A 17,876-nucleotide genomic window follows, 5' to 3' on the forward strand; every position below is an offset into this window, starting at 1 on the left:
GATCCACGGCGGCTGCTCACCCCTCCTCACGTTCAGACGAAACGACCCTCACGTCCAGTCGGTTACGCCCAACATCATTAAGTTAGGACCTCTTAACACCTCGCCCGTTCGCTCTCAGCGGAGGCGGGCATGGGTGCCGACCGGTGCCGCGTTGCTGGCGGCATGGACACCGAGGACACCGGAAGGGCCGACGACGCCGCGCTCGACGCGTACTCCCGGGTGGTGACCGGCGTGGCGGCGAAGGTGCTGCCCGCGGTCGCGGCCCTGTCGGTGCGGACGCCGCGCGGCGCGGGCGCCGGCTCGGCCGTGGTGATCGACCCGGACGGGTTGCTGCTGACCAGCGCGCACGTCGTGCAGGGCGCGAGCGGCGGCGTGGCCGCCTTCGGCGACGGCACCGAGACCCGGTTCCGGGTGGTCGGCGCGGACCCGCTGTCGGACCTGGCCGTGCTGCGCGCCGACGAGGCCGGCGTGCCGCCGGTCGAGCTGGGCGATGCCGACCGGCTGCGGATCGGGCAACTGGTGGTGGCGGTCGGCAACCCGATGGGGCTCGCCGGGTCGGTAACCGCCGGCGTGGTCTCCGGGCTGGGCCGGTCGCTGCCCGCGCGGGACGGGCGGCTGGTCCGGCTCATCGAGGACGTCATCCAGACCGACGCCGCGCTCAACCCGGGCAACTCGGGCGGGGCGCTCGCCGACTCCGCCGGCCGCGTCGTGGGGGTGAACACCGCGGTCGCCGGGTACGGGCTGGGGCTGGCCGTGCCGATCAACCCGACCACCCGGCAGATCGTCGCCGACCTGACCGGGCAGGGGCGGGTGCGGCGGGCGTGGCTCGGGGTGGCCGGCGCGCCGGTGCCGCTGCCGCCGGAGGTGACCGCGCGTACCGGCCAGCGGCGTGGGCTGCGGGTGGTGGAGGTGGTGCCGGGCAGCCCGGCGGGGGTGGCCGGGATCTACCTCGGCGACGTGATCGTCTCGGCCGGCGGTCGGCCGGTGCGGGACGGGCAGAGCCTGCAACGGCTCATGCTCGGACCGGCCATCGGCGTCCGGCTGCCGGTCACCCTGCTGCGCAAGGGGGCGTACGTCGACGTGGTGGCGGTCCCCACCGAGCTGGGTCGGTGAGAGGGGGCCCCTTCTCTACGCCAGGCGTTAAGAAGGGGCCCTTCCTTACACCTCTCAGTGGGCGCCGAGGTGGGCGAGCAGGTCCTGGCGGGTCAGCACGCCCTTCGGCTTGCCGTCGACGAGCACCAGCGCCGCGTCGGCCTTCTCCAGCAACCCGACCGCCTCGCTGACCGGCTGCCCGCCGCCGATCATCGGCAGCGGCTCACCCATGTGCCGCTCGATCGTGTCGTGCAGGTGGGCCTGGCCGGTGAAGAGCGCGTCGAGCAGGTCCCGCTCGGCGATCGAGCCGGCCACCTCGCCGGTCACCACCGGCGGCTCGGCCTTGAGCACCGGGAGCTGGGAGACGCCGTATTCGCGCATGTAGTCGATGGCGTCGCGGACCGTCTCGGTGGGGTGCACGTGCACCAGCTCGGGCAGGCCGCCCGGCTTGCCGGCGAGCGCGTCGGCGACGGTCGGCTCGCTGCCCGAGTCGTCCAGGAAGCCGTACCGGGCCATCCACCTGTCGTTGAAGATCTTCGACAGGTAGCCCCGGCCGCCGTCCGGCAGCAGCACCACGATCACGTCGTCCGGGCCGGCCTTGCGGGCCACCTCCAGCGCGCCCACCACGGCCATGCCGCAGGAGCCACCGACCAGCAGACCCTCCTCGCGGGCCAGCCGGCGGGTCATCTCGAAGGACTGCTTGTCGGACACCTCGACGATCTCGTCGGCGACCGAGCGGTCGTACGTCGTCGGCCAGAAGTCCTCACCGACGCCCTCGACCAGGTAGGGCCGGCCGGTGCCGCCGGAGTAGACCGAGCCCTCCGGGTCCGCGCCGACGACCTTGACCCGCCCCTCGGACGCCTCCTTGAGGTAGCGGCCGATGCCGGAGATGGTGCCGCCGGTGCCGACGCCGGTGACGAAGTGGGTGATCTTCCCCTCGGTCTGCCGCCACAGCTCCGGGCCGGTGGTCTCGTAGTGCGAGCGCGGGTTGGCCGGGTTGCTGTACTGGTCGGGCTTCCACGCGCCGGGGATCTCCCGGGCCAGCCGGTCGGAGACGTTGTAGTAGGAGCGCGGGTCCTCCGGCGCGACGGCGGTCGGGCAGACCACCACCTCGGCGCCGTACGCCCGCAGCACGTCCTGCTTGTCCTGGCTGACCTTGTCGGGGCAGACGAAGACGCAGCGGTAGCCCTTGAGCTGGGCCACCAGGGCCAGCCCGACGCCGGTGTTGCCGCTGGTCGGCTCCACGATCGTGCCGCCCGGGCCGAGGATGCCCGCCTTCTCGGCGTCCTCCACCATGCGCAGCGCGATCCGGTCCTTGACCGAGCCGCCGGGGTTGACGTATTCCACCTTCGCCAGCACCGTCGCCTGGATGCCCTCGGTGACGTTGCGCAGGCGGACCAGCGGGGTGTTGCCGATCAGCTCGACGACGTTGTCGTAGTACTGCACCTCGTTGTGCCCTTCGTCGCGCCGCCGGCACCTCCGACGGCCGGTCGGCCGGTGTCGCCGCCCAGCGTACGTGCCGTCAGGGCGCCACATGCCCCGGGATGACGGAGCTGCGACGTGCCTCCCACTCGAGGAACCGCTCGGTCTCGGCGAGCACGCTGCCGGCCAGCCAGGTCACCATGACCGCGTCGTCGGCCAGCCCGAAGATCGCCAGCGGGATCTCCGGCAGCAGGTCGATCGGGGAGACGACGTACGCCGCCGCCCCGGCCATCAGCGCCAGCCGCAGCCCGCCGTCGTACTCCCCGCGGCCGGTGGCCCGGATCATCCGGGGCAGCGCCGCCAACCGGACGCCGAGCGACGGCCCGCCGCGCGCCCCGGCCGCCAGTGCCCGGGCCAGCGCGGCGAACGCGGCGCTGCGCTTCAACGTCTTCCCCATGATTCCGCCCTTCTCCGCCGACCAGGGTGCGCCCCCGGGGCAAGCCCACCCCACAGGTACCCAGAACGGCCACCTGCCAGCCACCCGATCAAGGACAGCGACTGTCGTGCCGGCGCGATACTGTCGGTTCATGGGGGACGCTGGTTCCGTCGCGCCGGTCCGCCGGCAACGCGCCTGGCGGATCGCCCGCCTCGCGGCGATCGGCACGGGCGCCACGGTGGCGGCCACGGCCGCGACCGGAGGGGTGCTGCTCGGCCAGGCCCGGCAGGCCCGCCGCACGATTCCGATGGCCGAGGCGCCGCCGCCCCGCTGCGACGGTGTCTACGGGGCGCGCTTCCCCGGCCGCCCGGTCACCGTGGTCGTCCTGGGCGACTCCTCCGCCGCCGGCTACGGGGTGCACCGCCGCCGCGAGACACCCGGCTCGCTGCTGGCCACCGGGCTGTCCCGCCGCCTGCACCGGCCGGTCCGGCTGCACCGGTTCGCCGTGGTGGGCGCCCTGTCGGCCGGCCTGAAGCCGCAGGTCGAGTCCGCGCTGGAGGTCGCGCCGGACGTCGCGGTGGTGCTGGTCGGCGGCAACGACGTCACCAACCGCACCCCGCCGGCGGTGGCCGTGCGCTATCTGGTCGACGCGGTGCGAACGCTTCGCGCCGCCGGCTGCGAGGTGGTCGTCGGCACCTGCCCCGACCTGGGCACGATCCGGCCGATCCAGCCGCCGCTGCGGTGGCTGGCCCGGCGCTGGAGCCGTCAGCTCGCCGCCGCCCAGACGGTGGCCGTGGTGGAGGCGGGCGGCCGGACGGTCTCCCTGGGCGACCTGCTGGGACCACGGTTCGCCGCCGAGCCGGGCCGGATGTTCGCCTGGGACCGCTTCCACCCGTCGGCGGAGGGCTACGCCATGGCCGCGGCGGCGCTGCTGCCCACCGTGCTCTCCGCGCTGGGGGCGGTGCCGGAACGCAGGTCTTCGCTCGCCGGCCTGGAAGGCGTACGGTCGCTCCCGGAGGCCGCCCACGCGGCGGCCCGGCACGCCGGCACGGAGGTCAGCGGCGCCCAGCTCCGGGGTCGCGACCGCGGGCCCGGCGGGCGGTGGGCCCAGCTGCGCCGGCGGGCCTTCTTCGGCGTCGGCGCGGTGCCCCCGACCGGCACCGCCGCCGACTCGGCCACGCTGGAGGGAACGGCATGAGCGAGCGCAGCGAGCGAATCGGCAGGCTCAGTGCGATGGTGCCTCATGACGGCACGGAGCGAAGCGGAGTGCCGGCATGAGTGAGCGCAGCGTCGGACACTGGGAGGTGACGGCATGAGCGGATCGAGTGAGGCGGCCCGGTGGGGCCGGGCCGCGGCCCTGTCGCTGCTGGCCGGCACGGTGGGCGGCGCGGCGGTCCTCGCCGGCCAGGCCATCGCCGCCCGCACCCGGGAGTACGCGCAACCCGAGCTGGGCCTGGTGCTGCGGGCCACGGTCGGCCGGGCCGACGCGCCGCCGCTGCGGCTGGTGCTGCTCGGCGACTCGTCGGCGCTCGGCGTGGGCGTCGACCGCTTCGAGGAGACCATCGGCGGCCAGCTCGCCCACCTGCTCGCCGAGGGCCCGACCGGCCGGCGGGTGCACCTGTCCAGCGTCGGCGTCTCCGGGTCCCGCGCCACCGACCTGGCCACCCAGGTGGCCCGGGCGCTGCTCGGCGAGCGGCCCGACGTGGCGGTGGTGCTGATCGGGGCGAACGACGCCACCGCGCTGAGCCGGCCGGCCGACGCCGCGGCCTATCTCGGCTCGGCGGTGCGCCGGCTGCGCGAGTCGCACGTCGAGGTGGTCGTGGGCACCTGCCCCGACCTCGGCGCGGTGCGCGCGGTCGCCGCCCCGCTGCGTCAGGTGCTCGGCTGGTCCGGGCGGCGGATGGCGCGGGCCCAGACGGTGGCCGTGCTCGACGCCGGGGGCACGGTGGTCGACCTGGCCACCGAGACCGGTCCGGTGTTCCGGGCCGACGCCGGCACGCTCTGCCACGACGGCTTCCACCCGTCCGCCGACGGCTACCGGGTCTGGGCGCACGCCCTGCTCCCGGCGGTCGAGGCGGCCGCCGCGGTCGCGTTCCGGCACCACCGGCGGCCGCCGGCGGGGTGACATTTCCCGCCCGGTGCGCGGCTTCCACGGCAAGTTACCCGCGGGTTAACGTTGGTTCATGCCGATTGAGTCGCCCCGCGACGCCGTCATCGTCGCCACCGCCCGGTCCCCCATCGGCCGGGCGTTCAAGGGTTCCCTGCGCGAGGTCCGTCCGGACGACCTCGCCGCCACCATCGTCCAGGCCGCGCTCGACAAGGTCCCGGCGCTCGATCCGACCACCATCGACGACCTCTACCTCGGGTGCGGACTGCCCGGCGGCGAGCAGGGCTTCAACATGGCCCGGGTGGTCGCCACGCTGTTGGGCCTGGACGGGCTGCCCGGCGCCACGCTGACCCGCTACTGCGCGTCCTCGTTGCAGACCACCCGGATGGCGATGCACGCGATCCGGGCCGGTGAGGGCGACGTGTTCGTCTCCGCCGGCGTGGAGATGGTCTCCCGGTACGCCCGGGGCAACTCGGACACCCTGCCGGCGGAGGCGCAGGCGCTCGTCGGCGGCGGCTGGGAGAACCCGCGCTTCGCCGAGGCGCATGCGCGGTCGAAGGCCCGCGCCCAGGGCGGCGCCGAGGTGTGGACCGACCCGCGGGAGGCCGGCGCGCTGCCGGACATCTACCTCGCCATGGGGCAGACGGCGGAGAACCTGGCCCAGGTGTACGACGTCACCCGCGAGGACATGGACGCGTTCGGCGTCCGCAGCCAGAACCTGGCCGAGAAGGCGATCGCGGACGGCTTCTGGGCCCGCGAGATCACGCCGGTCACCACGCCGGACGGCACCGTGGTCGGCGCCGACGACGGCCCCCGTCCCGGGGTGACCCTGGAGGCGGTGTCCGGTCTCAAGCCGGTGTTCCGTCCGGACGGCCGGATCACCGCCGGCAACTGCTGCCCGCTGAACGACGGCGCGGCCGCCGTGGTGATCATGAGCGCCGAGCGGGCGGCCGAGCTGGGGCTCACCCCGCTGGCCCGGATCGTCTCCACAGGCGTCACCGCGCTCTCCCCGGAGATCATGGGCCTCGGCCCGGTCGAGGCGTCGAGGCAGGCGCTGAAGCGGGCCGGCATGACCGTCGACGACGTCGACCTGGTGGAGATCAACGAGGCGTTCGCCGCCCAGGTGATCCCGTCGTACCGGCAGCTCGGCATCCCGGAGGAGAAGCTGAACGTGGCGGGCGGCGCGATCGCGGTCGGCCACCCGTTCGGCATGACCGGCGCCCGGATCACCGGCACGCTGCTCAACGCGCTGGAGTGGCACGACAAGACCATCGGTCTGGAGACCATGTGCGTCGGCGGCGGCCAGGGCATGGCCATGGTGCTCGAACGCCTGAGCTGAGGCCGGTTCACCACGGCCCGCGCCGGGTACCGGAACCCGTATGGCGACCGTCGTGGAACGCGAGCGCAAGTTCTCCGGCGACGACGGGTTCCGGCTGCCCGATCTGACCGGTTGCGGTGGCGTCGTGACGGTGTCCGACGCCACCGCCGCCGATCTGGACGCCGTCTACTGGGACACCGACGACCTGCGCCTGCTGCGCAGCGGGCACGCGCTGCGGCGGCGTACCGGCGGGCACGACGCGGGCTGGCACCTGAAGGTGGGCGCGGTCGGCGGCGCCCGGGTCGAGCACCAGTTCCCGGCCGGGTCGGCCGACGCCGGTCCGCCGCCCGAGCTGGCCGCGTTGATCCGCGGCGCGTCCCGGGGCCGGCCGGTGACGCCCGCCGCCCGGATCGTCAACCACCGCCGGGAGCGGCGGCTGCTGGACGCGGACGGCCGGGTGCTGGCCGAGGTGGCGGAGGACGACGTCCGCTCCGAGGACCTGGTCGACGGCGCCACCCGGACCTGGCACGAGGTCGAGGTCGAGCTGGTCGACGGCGACGAGGAACTGCTCGACGCGGTGGCCGCCCGGCTGGCCGCCGCCGGCGCCCGCGAGGTGCCGGTCAGCAAGTCCCACCGCGCGGTCGCCGCGCGCCTGGCCGGCTTCGACGACCGCCCGCCCGCCGGCCCGGCCGGGCCCGTCGTCGGGTACGCGCGGGAGCAGCGGGACGCGATCGTCGGCAACCACGCGGCGGCGTACCAGGGGGATGAGGACGCGGTCCACGACATGCGCGTCGCGTCCCGCCGGCTGCGGGCCACCCTGCGCACGTTCCGCGGCCTGTGGGACCGGCGTGAGGGCGAGGCGGTCCGCGCCGAGCTGCGGTGGCTCGGCGGCGAGCTGGGCCGGGTGCGCGACACCCAGGTGATGGCCGCCCGGCTCGACACGGCGGTGCATGACCTGCCGGACGAGCTGGTCCTCGGCCCGGTCGCCGCGCGGCTCGGCGAGCGGTTCGCCGCCGACCTGGCCGAGGCGACCGCCGCGCTGCGGGCGGCCCTGGACGACGATCGCTACCCCGACCTGCTGACCCGCCTGGACCGGCTGCTCGACGGCCCGGCCCGTGAGGTCGACCGCCGCTGGGTGGACCGCCGGATCCGGCGGGCGGTGCGCCGGGCCGACGCCCGGCTGGACGAGGCGCTCGCCGTCGACGGGCCGGCCGGCGACGTCGCGTTGCACGAGGCGCGCAAGAAGTACAAGGCCGCCCGCTACGCGGTCGAGGTCCGGAAGGCCACCGCGGGCCGGCCGGCCGCCCGGCTGGTGAAGCGGTTCAAGGCGTTGCAGGACCTGCTCGGCACGCACCAGGACTCGGTGGTGACCCGGGAGGTGCTGCGCCGCCACGCGCTGCGGGCGTACGCCGAGGGCGAGAACACGTTCACCTATGGCCTGTTGCACGCCCGCCAGGCCGAGGCGGCCGGGCACGACCGGCCGGCGGTGCTGCGGGCCCGGGACCGGACCCGGCGACGCACGGTCCGCCGCTGGCTGGACCGCTGACCCCCTAGAGGGCGGCGCGGGTGCGACTCACCGCGTCGACGGCTCCGGCCAGCACCGGCGCCGGCGGCGCGGTCAGGGCCAGGTCGGCGGCGACCACCCGGAGCTGGTCGGGCAGGGCCAGGTCGCTGGGCAGCCGGGGCACCTCCCGACGGGGCTCACCGGCCGCGTCGGCGGCCAGGTTGGCGAGCTCCTGGACGAGCTTGTGCACCAGGTCCGCCCGGGACACGTTGCCGCCCTCGGCCGGCGCCGACCAGCGCGGCTGCTGCCAGTGCCCCACCTGTCGGACCAGCAGGGTCACCGCCCGGTCCAGCTCCGCTGCGCTCATCACCGCCGAGTCTAGGGGGAGAACGGCGACGCCCGCCGCCGCGGCAGCGGCAGGCGGGCGTCGCGGGACGGGCGGGACGGTCAGTCGTCGCCCTGGAAGTAGCTGAGCAGCCGCAGGATCTCGATGTAGAGCCAGACCAGGCCGACCACGATGCCGAACGCGGCGGTCCAGGAGTAGCGCTGCGGGAGGCCCATCCGGACCCCCTCCTCGATGTCGGCGAAGTTGAGCACGAAGCTCAGCGACGCCACCACGATGCAGACCAGGCTGAAACCGATCGCGAGCGGGCTGCCGTCACGCAGGTGCGTGTTCACGCCGAACAGCGACAGCACCAGATTGACAAGCATCACACCGAACAGGCCGGCGATGACGGCCACCATGATCCGGGCGAACTTCGGGGTGGCCCGGATGATCCGCGCCTTGTAGATCATCGCCATCAGGAAGAAGACGCCGAAGCTGGCCGCCACCGCCTGGAGCACGATGCCGTCGTAGAGCGTGTCGAACGCCTTGCTGACCATGCCGACGAAGACGCCCTCGACGATCGAGTACGTCACCACGAGCGCCGGGTTGGCCATCCGGGAGAACGAGATGATCAGGCCGAGCACCAGGCCGACCACCGCGGCGCCGATCCACGCGACACCGACCAGGGCGTCCGGCACGAGCACCCAGGCCGCGGCGGCCGAGGCACCGAGGATGGCGAGCATGAGGACCGTCTTGACGACCACGTCGTCGATGGTCATCGGGGTCACCGCGGGCGGCGCCACCGGCTGGCCGTAGCCACCCGGGTAGGGCTGCTGCGGCGGGTACTGCTGGGGGTATCCGGGCTGACCGTACGGCCCGGGCTGGGCGTACCCGGCCGCCCGCTCACGCTCGGCCGCCTGGCCGAGCCGGGCGAGCACCGGGTTCGAGGTCTTCACTTCTCAGGCCTCCCTCAGAGGTCGATCGCACGTAGACGTGCGGCTTCCAGGGTAGACGGGACCGCGACCGGGCGCGTCGCGCCAAGCTGTGGGAAAGCTGAGAGTTGGTCGGTGCCCGGGGCGGGGGTCGAACCCGCACGCCTTGCGGCAGCCGCTTTTAAGGCGGCCGTGTCTGCCGTTCCACCACCCGGGCGGGTGACACCGGCGCGTCGACACGCGCGGGTGCAGATCTCACCGTAGCGGCTGCGCCGCGCCTCGGCGTACCCCGGCGGGTGCGGCCGATAGGGTCGGGCCGTGACCAGCGCCGCCCGCGCGGCCCCCGGGCCCGAGCGTGACCAGGAGGTTCGTCCCGCGCCGGCGGTCGCCACCGGGCGCGCGGCCCGGCTGCGGGCCGCCGCCCGCCGCCACCGCGCCGACCTGCTTGTCGGACTGCTGTTCGTGGCGTTCGCCGGCTGGCTCACCCACGGCATGTGGCCGGCGCCGGACACCCGGATGCTCGCCCTCAACCCCGCCGACCAGACCCTCTACGAGTGGTTCCTGGCGCTCGACGCGCGCGCCCTGCACGGCGAGATCAGCCTGGTCACCGACCGGCTCAACGCGCCCGACGGGGTCAACCTGATGGCCAACACCTCGGTCCTCGCGCTCGGTGTGCCGCTCGCCCCGGTCACGTGGGCGTTCGGCGCCCCGGTCACCTTCGCGCTGCTGGTCGCCGGCAACCTGGCCGGCACCGCGGTCGCCTGGTACCTGCTGTTCGCCCGGACACTGTGCGCCCACCGGCTCGCCGCCGGGCTCGGCGCGGCACTCTGCGGCTTCGGGCCGGGCATGGTCTCGCAGAGCAACGGTCACCTGCACATGACCGCGCAGTGGCTGGTCCCGGCGCTGGTCTGGCTGGTGGTGCGGCTGCTGCGCGCCGCCGACCCGGACGGCCGACCGGACGGCCCGGACCGCCCCCGGATGGCCTCCTCGACGGTCGCGCTGGCGCTCACCGTCAGCGTCGGCGTCTTCGTCGGCGAGGAGGTGCTCTTCCTCACCGCGCTCACCCTGGCCGTGATGGCCGTCGCGTACGCGCTGGCCGACCGGGACCTGGCCCGCCGGGCGCTGCCCGGTTTCGCCGGTGGGCTGCTCTGCGCCGCCGGGCTGGCGCTGCTGGTGCTGGCGTACCCGCTCTGGGTGCAGTTCGCCGGCCCGCAGGGCGTCTCCGACGGGATGTTCCCGGCGGCCTACTTCTCCGCCGACCTGGCCGGCTGGACCCGGCTCTCCGCGCTGACGGTGCTCGGCCGCCCCGACGCGGTCCGGCTGACCACCGGTCCGGCCGAGTTCACCACGTTCCTCGGCTGGCCGCTGCTGCTGGTGGCGGCCGGCTGCGCGCTCTGGTCGGGGCGCCGGCCGCTGGTGCTCGCCGCCGTGACCGGCGCGCTGGTCATGGCCGCGCTCGCGCTCGGCCCGGAGGTCGTGGCCGGCGGGGAACGCACCGGCGTGCCCGGCCCGTACGCGCTGCTGGGCGGCCTGCCGGTGGTGGACGGCGCGCTGCCGACCCGCTTCGCCCTGGCGGTGCTGCCGCTCGTCGGCACGGTGCTCACGCTCGCCGTGCACCAGGCGCTGCACGAGCCGGGCCCGGCCCGTCGACTGGTGCCGGTCGCGGTCGGCGCGGCGCTGCTCAGCGTCTTCCCCACGCCGCTGCCCACCGTCGACCGGCCGCCGCTGCCCGAGTTCGTCACCGGCGGCCACTGGCGGCAGTGCGTACGCCCCGGCGGGGTGCTGGTGCCGGTGCCCACGGCCACCCCGCAGCAGCCCGGACCGATGCGCTGGGCCACCGCCGCCGGGGTCGAGTTCGGCATGCCGGAGGGCTTCTTCATCGGCCCGTACGGGCGCGACGGCTCGGCCACCATGGGCACCTGGCAGCGTCCCACCTCGGCCCTGCTCGCCGACGTGGCCGGGCGGGGTGTGGCGCCCGCGGTCGGCGACCGGCAGCGCCGCCAGGCCGTCCGGGACGTCGACGCCTGGGGCGCGTCCTGCGTGGCGCTGACCGACGACGCCCCGCACGCGCCGGCGCTGCGGCAGACCCTGGAGGCGCTCTTCGGTCCGGGCACCCGGATCGCCGACGCGTGGACCTGGCGCGTCTGACCCCGGACACGGCGAAGGGGCCCCTCCCGTGCGGGAAGGGCCCCTTCGCGACGACTCAGACGCGCGCCGCGCCGACCGGCGGGGCGGACGCCTCGGAGAACTCCTCACGCGGGTCGTGCAACTGGCCCAGGGCGACCACCTCGCGCTTGAGGAAGAACGCCAGCGACCAGTCGACCACCACCCGGACCTTGCGGTTGAACGAGGGGATCCGCGACATGTGGTACGTCCGGTGCATGAACCACGCCGGCCAGCCGGTCATCTTCACGCCGTAGACCTGTGCCACGCCCTTGTGCAGGCCGAGGCTGGCCACGCTGCCGGCGTGCTTGTGCTTGTAGTCGACCGGCTCGCGCCCGCGGACCACGTTGGCGATGTTGTCGGCCATCCGGGCCGCCTGCCGCACCGCGTGCTGGGCGCTCGGCGAGCAGAAGTTGCCCGGCTCCTTGGTCAGGTCCGGCACGGCAGCGCAGTCGCCGGCGCTCCAGGCGCCCTCGATCACCCGGTCGCCGTCCACGACCTGCAGCGTGGGCCGGCAGGTCACCCGACGCCGCTCGTCGCGCGGGAAGTCGGTCGCGTCGAGCATCGGCGACGGCTTCACGCCGGCGGTCCAGACGATGGTGTCCGAGGGGAAGCTGTCGCCGTCGGAGAGCTTGACCACCCCGTCGACGCAGGACTCCAGGCGGGTGTCCAGCCGGATGTCCATGTTCCGCTTCATCAGCTGCTGCACCGTGTAGGCGCCCATGTCCCGGTCGACCTCGGGCAGCACCCGCTGCGTCGCCTCGACGAGCACCCAGCGCATCTCCTCCGGCTTCAGCTCGGGGTAGTAGCGCAGCGCGTCGCGGGCCATGTCCTCCATCTCGGCGAGCGCCTCGATGCCGGCGTAACCACCGCCGACGAAGGTGAACGTCAGCGCGCGGCGGCGGACCTCCGGGTCGGTCGTGGCGGCCGCCACGTCGAGCCGGTCCAGCACGTGGTTGCGCAGGAAGATGGCCTCACCGATGGTCTTGAACCCGATGCCGTTCTCGTGCAGGCCGGGGATCGGCAGGGTGCGGGACACCGAGCCGGGGGCGACCACCACGTGGTCGTACGGGATCTCCCGGGCCGGGCCGCTGATCGGCTGCACCACGGCGGTCTTCCGCTCGTGGTCGATCCGGGTGACCGTGCCGGCCACCACCGTGCACTTGCGCAACTCCCGCCGCAGCGGCACCACAGCGTGCCGCGGGGAGATGTTGCCGGCCGCGGCCTCCGGGAGGAACGGCTGGTACGTCATGTGCGGCTGCGGGTCGACGACGACCACCTCGGCCTCACGGGAGCTCAGCTTCTTGGACAGGCGCAGAGCGGCGTACAGGCCAACGTGCCCGGCACCCACGACAAGGATCCGCTTCGGATTCACGTCATCCATCTTTCCCCGGGCGGCTCCGGTAATACCGCGCGAGACCCCCTTCTGTGACGGAGCACAACCGGTGTGACCTGCGCAACGCCTCAGCGCGTCCCGTCATCTGCGACGCAGGAGCCACCCCAGCAGCGCGCTCAGGCCCACCGCGACCAGCAGCCCGGCCACGGTCGCCGCCTGCGAGGCGCCGACGTCGCCGACCCCGCCGAGCCAGGCCAGCACGACGCCCAGCACGGCGCTGGCCAGCACCACCCCGCCGGCCCGCGCGAGCCAGCGCAGCACCAGGTCCGGGTCGATCAGCCCGTCGTAGGGCAGCAGCGCGGCCAGCGCGCAGAGCGTGTGCCCCAGGTAGAGCAGCGTCGCCACGGCGAGCAGCCGCCACAGCGCGGGCGGCCGGTCGTAGCCGAGCGTGGCCAGCAGCCAACCGCCGACCGTCACCAGCGCGGCGAAGGTCGGCCAGAGCCGGCGCGGCCCGACCGCCGGCAGCACCGCGGCCACCGCCAGGGCCAGCAGCGACCGCGGGGCGAGCATCTGCACCGGGTACGCGAGCAGGAAGCCGGCCAGCACGACCAGGAAGATGCCGCCGCGCACCAGCAGCGGCAGCGCGCTGACCCGCGCCACCCGGTAGCGCACCCCACGGACCCGCTCGACCATCGCATTCATCGGGGCCGCCTTCCGTTCGCGACTGCGGGACTCCGCTGCGCTGCGTTCCTCGCGCTCACCGGGGCCGCCTTCCGTTCGCGACTGCAGGACTCCGCTGCGCTGCGTTCCTCGCGCTCACCGCATGCCCACCCTCGGTGCGGTCGCCAGCCGCGACACGTCCCGCAGCACCTCGTCCAGGCTGCCCGCGCCGGCCCAGCGCACCACCGGCACCCCGTGCTCCCGGAGCTGGCCGATCATCGTGTCCCGGTCCAGCCGCCACAGCCGGTACGCCACCTCGGCCCAGCCCTGGTCCTTCGGCACCGGCAGCTCGGCCGGCAGCGTGTCCACCGCGACCACGAACCGGCCGCCCCGGGCCAGCCGGGCCAGCATCTGCGCCGACCGCTCGTCGAGCAGCGGGGTGAGCACCACCACGAGCGCGTCCGAGGACAGCACCTGCGGACCGAACACCTGGTCGTACGGCTCGTGCGGGGAGGAGTCGGCGTGCACGTCCAGCAGCCACTCCAGCACCGTGACGTACTGCCGGCGACCGGTGGCCGGGCGCAGCCGGCGGGCCGACGGGCCGTACTCCAGCAGCGCCACCCGGTCGCCCCGGTGCAGGTAGTGCTCGGCGATCGCGGCGGCGGCCCGGACCGTGGTGTCGAGCACCGACGCCGGCCCGCGTACGCCGCCGGAGCGGCCCGCCTCGGCCAGCACGTCCAGCAGCACCACCACCTCGGCGTCCCGGTCGGACAGGGTCGCCGCGACGTGCAGTTGACGGGCCCGCAACGACACCCGCCAGTCGATGCGGCGCAGCCGGTCCCCGGGCGCGAAGACGCGTACCCCGGCCAGCTCGCCGCCCTCCCCCGGCCGCCGCGACCGGTGGCCGCCGACCAGCCCGGCGGCCCGGGGCATCGCCTCGACCGCGTCGAACGGCTCGGTGCGCGGATAGACCCGGGCCCGGATCGAGTCGGTGATCACGGCCCGGGACATCAGCAGCCCGTCGGCGGCGGCGACCCGGACGCCGGCCGGGCCGAACGGGTGCCGGCCCCAGCGCAACGCGGTGCCGGTCAGCTCCAGGTCGACGGCGCTGCCCCGGGGCACCGACGTGACGAACGGCCGGTCCGCGCCGCCGGACCGGCTCACGTCCAGCCCGGCGCCGCCGAAGCCGACCTGCTCCACCCGCAGCCAGTGCGACATCCGGGTCCGCACCACCGCCACGTCGTAGCCGATCAGGTCCGGGTTGGCGACCGCCACCGTGGCGGCCATCGGCGAGCCCTCGACCAGGTGGGTGTCGGCGACGCTCAACTCCAGCTCGGGCTGGGCGGCCGGGCGACGGCGCAGCGCGTACGCGGTGCCCAGCGCGAACGGCGTGGCCAGCACCACCAGGTCGATCCGGCCGAGCAGCACGGCCGCGACGATCAGCACGCCGGTGAGCAGCACGGCCCGGCCGAGCGCCCAGGTGGGCGCCCAGCCGCCCGCCGGCTCGGCCCGCGCGTCCATCAGCGTCCGGCGGCGTAGCTGGGCAGCGCGCCGCTGGCCGGCGCGGGCGTCGACTCGAGCACCTCGCCGACCACGAACGACGGGTCCACCCGGCGCAGCCACATCTCCGGCCGCAGCGTGACCCGGTGCGCCAGGGCGGGCGCCGCCACCGCCTTCACGTCCTCCGGCACCACGTAGTCCCGGTTGGCGAGCACCGCCCGCACCCGGGACAGCAGCAGCAGCGCCAGCGAACCGCGCGGTGACGCGCCGACCAGCACGGACGGGTGCTCCCGGGTGGCCGCGGTGAGCGCCACGATGTAGCGGCCGATCGAGTCCTCGACGACCACGTCCTCCAGCGCGGCCTGCATGGCGCGCACCGTGCCGGCGTCCACCACCGGCTTGATCTCGGCCTCCTCCCGGCGACGGGCGATCCGCCGGCGCAGCACCTCCCACTCCTCGTCGTGGTCGGGGTAGCCGAAGGAGACGCGCAGCAGGAACCGGTCGAGCTGCGCCTCGGGCAGCGGGTAGGTGCCCTCGTACTCGATCGGGTTGGCGGTGGCCAGCACGTGGAACGGCTCGTCCAGCCGGTAGGTCACACCCTCCACCGAGACCTGCTTCTCCTGCATCGCCTCCAGCAGCGCCGACTGGGTCTTCGGCGGCGTCCGGTTGATCTCGTCGGCGAGCAGCAGGTTGGTGAAGAGCGGGCCGGCGCGGAAGGAGAAGTCGCCGCTGCTCTGGTCGTAGAGGAAGGAGCCGGTGACGTCGGCGGGCAGCAGGTCCGGGGTGAACTGGAGCCGGCGGAAGTCCAGCCCGAGCGCCTGCGCGAAGCAGCGCGCGGTGAGCGTCTTGCCCAGACCGGGCAGGTCCTCCAGCAGCACGTGACCGCCGGCGAGGATGCCGGCCAGCACCAGCTCCAACGCCTCGCGCTTGCCGACCACGACGGTGCCGACCGCGTCCAGGACGGCCCGGGCGAGCCGGCCCACCTCGGCGGGGGGCATGCTCCGGTCCACGTCGTTCATCAGAGTTTCTCCAGTTCGGCGACGATCGCCGCGAGGTCGCGCGGCGACGGGGGACGGCGGGCGGGAGTGCCGAGGAACGTCCACAGCGGCTCGCCCAGCAGGGCGCGGGCGCGCGCCGGGTCGGACTCGCGGGTCACGCCGTGCCGCTGGCGCAGCCGCTCGTCGGCCAGCTCACCCAGGCGGGGCAGCACCCGCTCGGTGAACCGCTCCCGACTGTTGGCGCACCAGTCCAGCGGCCGTTCCCAGCCGTTGATGGCGGTCCGCAGCGCGTCCCGGGCGGACCAGTTCCAGGTGCCGGGTTCCTCCCCGGCGGGGACCCGGGCGCCGGCGCGGGGCGGCGGCGGAGGCGACAGCGCGGTGGTGACCCGGCGTACGGCGAGCACGGCGAGCACGCCCGCCACGATGATCCAGATCGGCACCCGCAGGCCGACGGCGCGCAGGACGACCAGGATCACCGCCACGACGGCGGCGGTGACAAGCACGGTCCGCAGCACCCCGCGCGCCCGGCCGCCGGACGGCCGTTCGGCCCGGCCGGTGGGCTCCTCGCCGGAGCCGAGCAGGTCGTCGATGCTGGTGCTCACGCCGGGCCGACCTCCCCCGCCGCCACGCTTGTCAGCTCGCCGCGCAGCCGGCGCAGCGCCGCCCGGGCCTGGTCGCGGGTGCGCTCGTCGACGTCCCGGGTGGCGTAGCGGGCCTCCCGGTAGACGTGCGCGAACCCGTCCAGCACGTCGGCGCTGGCGATCGCCGGGATGCCCGCCTCCGGGTCGCCGCGCAGCAGCCGGCTGACCAGGTCGGTGGGGGTGTCACCGGTCTGCCGGGGCACCCCGGCGTCCTCGGCGGCCTCCTCCAGCCGCACCCAGCAGGCGATCACCGCGGTCCGCGGGTCGGTGGCGCGGTCGTCCAACTCCTCCAGCCCGGCGTCCAGCGCGGCCACCACCTCACGGGCGGTGCCTTCGGCGCTGCGCCGGGTGCGCCGGACCGGCACCGCGCGGGTGGTCCGGCGCAGCGCGCCGCGCAGCACGGTGTAGAGCACGTAGCCGACGGCGGCCAGCACGATCGTGAACAGCAGCGCCACCGCGGCGGTGCCCAGCCAGTCGGGCACCCCGCCCTGGGAGGGCACCCCCGCCTCCCGTGGTTCGACCGGGATCGAGGGCGGCGCCTCGGACGGATATTCCGGCACGTACGGGACGTTGTCCACGGGCGGGATCCGGCTGGCGCCGATGGCGGAGTGGCCGGCGGCGAGCGCGGCGACCGCGAGCAGCGCCGTCACCGCGACGATCGGCCACCACCTGCGCAGTACGCCGAAATCCATCCCACCGCCTCAGGTGTTCCTCAGTCCACCCCGGACAGGTGCTTCGCCCGGGTGAACACGTCGTCCAGCATCGAGGGCGTGAGCCGACCGGTGAACGTGTTCTGCTGGCTGACGTGATAGCAGCCGAGCACCGCCGGCGCGGACTCGCCGGACCAGTGTGCCCCATGACCGAACACGGGTCGCGGTGTGGGCGGGCGCTGTCCGTACACGTGCCGGAGCACCGGCCACCACGCGGCCCAGGCGAACGCGCCCAGCGCGACCACGACGCGCAGGGTGGGGCGGACCAGGTCGACCTCGCGGTGCAGCCACGGCGCGCAGGTGTCCCGCTCGGCCGGGGTGGGTTTGTTGTCCGGCGGCGCGCAGCGCACGGCGGCGAAGATCCGGGTGTCCCGCAGCGTCAGGCCGTCGTCGGCGGCCACGCTCGTCGGCTGGTTGGCCAGCCCGGCCCGGTGCAGCGCGGCGAAGAGGACGTCACCGGAGCGGTCCCCGGTGAAGATCCGGCCGGTGCGGTTGCCGCCGTGCGCGGCGGGCGCCAGGCCGAGGATCGCGATCCGGGCGTCCGCCGGGCCGAGGCCGGGCACCGGCCGCCCCCAGTAGTGCTGGTCGCGGAACGCGGCCCGCTTGACCCGGGCCACCTCCTCCCGCCACGCCACCAGGCGCGGGCAGGCGAAGCAGTCGACGACCGCGCCGTCGAGGTCGGCCAGGTCGGTCGCCCGCGCCGCGCGGGCGACCACCTCCGCGGGGGTACGC

16 protein-coding genes, 1 tRNA gene and 1 pseudogene are annotated in these 17,876 nt (G+C 75.1%); 6 read left to right on the top strand and 12 right to left on the bottom strand.

Going from position 1 to position 17,876, the window contains the following annotated elements:
- The first annotated feature begins 129 nt into the window (after window positions 1-129).
- On the top strand, window positions 130-1,113 hold the full coding sequence (locus ACIA5A_RS08515) for a S1C family serine protease (protein WP_396758128.1): 984 nt from the start codon (window positions 130-132) through the stop codon (window positions 1,111-1,113).
- A 54-nt stretch (window positions 1,114-1,167) separates the two neighbouring features.
- Here ACIA5A_RS08515 and ACIA5A_RS08520 read toward each other — a convergent pair whose 3' ends face one another.
- Both ACIA5A_RS08520 and ACIA5A_RS08525 read right to left on the bottom strand, forming a co-directional pair.
- Window positions 1,168-2,538 (bottom strand): cystathionine beta-synthase, encoded by a 1,371-nt coding sequence (locus ACIA5A_RS08520; RefSeq protein ID WP_396758130.1) that lies wholly within the window; start codon window positions 2,536-2,538, stop codon window positions 1,168-1,170.
- Window positions 2,539-2,614: 76 nt separating this feature from the next.
- Window positions 2,615-2,971, bottom strand: coding sequence for a YkvA family protein (locus ACIA5A_RS08525; protein WP_396758133.1), 357 nt, complete (start codon window positions 2,969-2,971; stop codon window positions 2,615-2,617).
- A 130-nt stretch (window positions 2,972-3,101) separates the two neighbouring features.
- Here ACIA5A_RS08525 and ACIA5A_RS08530 point away from each other — a divergent pair.
- The 4 genes and pseudogenes from ACIA5A_RS08530 to ACIA5A_RS08545 all read left to right on the top strand — a co-directional run bounded on the left by ACIA5A_RS08530 (window position 3,102) and on the right by ACIA5A_RS08545 (window position 7,921).
- Window positions 3,102-4,228, top strand: a pseudogene (locus ACIA5A_RS08530) (SGNH/GDSL hydrolase family protein).
- A 34-nt stretch (window positions 4,229-4,262) separates the two neighbouring features.
- Window positions 4,263-5,075, top strand: a complete 813-nt coding sequence (locus ACIA5A_RS08535; protein ID WP_396758136.1) for an SGNH/GDSL hydrolase family protein — start codon at window positions 4,263-4,265, stop codon at window positions 5,073-5,075.
- A gap of 58 nt (window positions 5,076-5,133) precedes the next feature.
- On the top strand, window positions 5,134-6,396 hold the full coding sequence (locus ACIA5A_RS08540; RefSeq protein ID WP_396758138.1) for an acetyl-CoA C-acetyltransferase: 1,263 nt from the start codon (window positions 5,134-5,136) through the stop codon (window positions 6,394-6,396).
- 40 nt (window positions 6,397-6,436) lie between these two features.
- Window positions 6,437-7,921: a CHAD domain-containing protein gene (locus ACIA5A_RS08545; protein ID WP_396758140.1), complete on the top strand. Its 1,485-nt coding sequence runs from the start codon at window positions 6,437-6,439 to the stop codon at window positions 7,919-7,921.
- A gap of 4 nt (window positions 7,922-7,925) precedes the next feature.
- On the opposite strand, the gene ACIA5A_RS08550 is transcribed toward ACIA5A_RS08545, so the two are convergent.
- The 3 genes from ACIA5A_RS08550 to ACIA5A_RS08560 all read right to left on the bottom strand — a co-directional run bounded on the left by ACIA5A_RS08550 (window position 7,926) and on the right by ACIA5A_RS08560 (window position 9,353).
- Window positions 7,926-8,246, bottom strand: coding sequence for a hypothetical protein (locus tag ACIA5A_RS08550; protein WP_396758142.1), 321 nt, complete (start codon window positions 8,244-8,246; stop codon window positions 7,926-7,928).
- An 80-nt stretch (window positions 8,247-8,326) separates the two neighbouring features.
- Window positions 8,327-9,160, bottom strand: a complete 834-nt coding sequence (locus tag ACIA5A_RS08555) for a Bax inhibitor-1/YccA family protein (protein ID WP_396758144.1) — start codon at window positions 9,158-9,160, stop codon at window positions 8,327-8,329.
- 112 nt (window positions 9,161-9,272) lie between these two features.
- A tRNA-Leu gene (locus ACIA5A_RS08560) sits at window positions 9,273-9,353 on the bottom strand.
- A 101-nt stretch (window positions 9,354-9,454) separates the two neighbouring features.
- Between ACIA5A_RS08560 and ACIA5A_RS08565 the strand changes: the two genes are divergently transcribed.
- Complete coding sequence (locus ACIA5A_RS08565; protein ID WP_396758147.1) at window positions 9,455-11,284, top strand: hypothetical protein; 1,830 nt, start codon at window positions 9,455-9,457, stop codon at window positions 11,282-11,284.
- Between the two features lie 55 nt (window positions 11,285-11,339).
- Here ACIA5A_RS08565 and ACIA5A_RS08570 read toward each other — a convergent pair whose 3' ends face one another.
- The 7 genes from ACIA5A_RS08570 to ACIA5A_RS08600 form a co-directional block, all read right to left on the bottom strand.
- Window positions 11,340-12,674, bottom strand: coding sequence for an NAD(P)/FAD-dependent oxidoreductase (locus ACIA5A_RS08570; RefSeq protein WP_396758150.1), 1,335 nt, complete (start codon window positions 12,672-12,674; stop codon window positions 11,340-11,342).
- Window positions 12,675-12,776: 102 nt separating this feature from the next.
- Window positions 12,777-13,337 carry a hypothetical protein gene (locus tag ACIA5A_RS08575; RefSeq protein ID WP_396758153.1) on the bottom strand — a complete coding sequence of 187 codons (561 nt, stop codon included), beginning with the start codon at window positions 13,335-13,337 and terminating at the stop codon, window positions 12,777-12,779.
- A 114-nt stretch (window positions 13,338-13,451) separates the two neighbouring features.
- A complete protein-coding gene (locus ACIA5A_RS08580) occupies window positions 13,452-14,816 on the bottom strand; it encodes a DUF58 domain-containing protein (protein WP_396758155.1) in 1,365 nt (454 codons plus the stop codon).
- Entirely contained in the window at window positions 14,816-15,814 is a 999-nt protein-coding gene (locus tag ACIA5A_RS08585) for an AAA family ATPase (RefSeq protein ID WP_393509961.1), read from the bottom strand. Before ACIA5A_RS08585 ends, ACIA5A_RS08580 begins: the two co-directional genes overlap by 1 nt.
- Window positions 15,814-16,395, bottom strand: coding sequence for a hypothetical protein (locus tag ACIA5A_RS08590; RefSeq protein WP_396758158.1), 582 nt, complete (start codon window positions 16,393-16,395; stop codon window positions 15,814-15,816). The genes ACIA5A_RS08585 and ACIA5A_RS08590 overlap by 1 nt, the downstream gene beginning before the upstream one ends.
- A complete protein-coding gene (locus ACIA5A_RS08595) occupies window positions 16,392-17,126 on the bottom strand; it encodes a DUF4129 domain-containing protein (RefSeq protein WP_396758161.1) in 735 nt (244 codons plus the stop codon). The genes ACIA5A_RS08590 and ACIA5A_RS08595 overlap by 4 nt, the downstream gene beginning before the upstream one ends.
- 20 nt (window positions 17,127-17,146) lie before the next feature.
- Window positions 17,147-17,860, bottom strand: coding sequence for a uracil-DNA glycosylase (locus ACIA5A_RS08600; protein WP_396758782.1), 714 nt, complete (start codon window positions 17,858-17,860; stop codon window positions 17,147-17,149).
- Between the last annotated feature and the right edge of the window lie 16 nt (window positions 17,861-17,876).

The sequence above is a fragment of the Micromonospora sp. NPDC051300 genome (assembly GCF_044455315.1).
GTDB classification, from domain to species: domain Bacteria; phylum Actinomycetota; class Actinomycetes; order Mycobacteriales; family Micromonosporaceae; genus Micromonospora; species Micromonospora robiginosa.

What these genes read in the sequence shown, in the direction of transcription:
- ACIA5A_RS08550 (WP_396758142.1), bottom strand. Translation starts at nt 8,246, where the DNA reads ATGAGCGCAGCGGAGCTGGACCGGGCGGTGACCCTGCTGGTCCGACAG.
- ACIA5A_RS08575 (WP_396758153.1), bottom strand. Translation starts at nt 13,337, where the DNA reads ATGAATGCGATGGTCGAGCGGGTCCGTGGGGTGCGCTACCGGGTGGCG.
- ACIA5A_RS08595 (WP_396758161.1), bottom strand. Translation starts at nt 17,126, where the DNA reads ATGGATTTCGGCGTACTGCGCAGGTGGTGGCCGATCGTCGCGGTGACG.
- ACIA5A_RS08540 (WP_396758138.1), top strand. Translation starts at nt 5,134, where the DNA reads ATGCCGATTGAGTCGCCCCGCGACGCCGTCATCGTCGCCACCGCCCGG.
- ACIA5A_RS08535 (WP_396758136.1), top strand. Translation starts at nt 4,263, where the DNA reads ATGAGCGGATCGAGTGAGGCGGCCCGGTGGGGCCGGGCCGCGGCCCTG.
- ACIA5A_RS08525 (WP_396758133.1), bottom strand. Translation starts at nt 2,971, where the DNA reads ATGGGGAAGACGTTGAAGCGCAGCGCCGCGTTCGCCGCGCTGGCCCGG.
- ACIA5A_RS08580 (WP_396758155.1), bottom strand. Translation starts at nt 14,816, where the DNA reads ATGGACGCGCGGGCCGAGCCGGCGGGCGGCTGGGCGCCCACCTGGGCG.
- ACIA5A_RS08585 (WP_393509961.1), bottom strand. Translation starts at nt 15,814, where the DNA reads ATGAACGACGTGGACCGGAGCATGCCCCCCGCCGAGGTGGGCCGGCTC.
- ACIA5A_RS08545 (WP_396758140.1), top strand. Translation starts at nt 6,437, where the DNA reads ATGGCGACCGTCGTGGAACGCGAGCGCAAGTTCTCCGGCGACGACGGG.
- ACIA5A_RS08515 (WP_396758128.1), top strand. Translation starts at nt 130, where the DNA reads ATGGGTGCCGACCGGTGCCGCGTTGCTGGCGGCATGGACACCGAGGAC.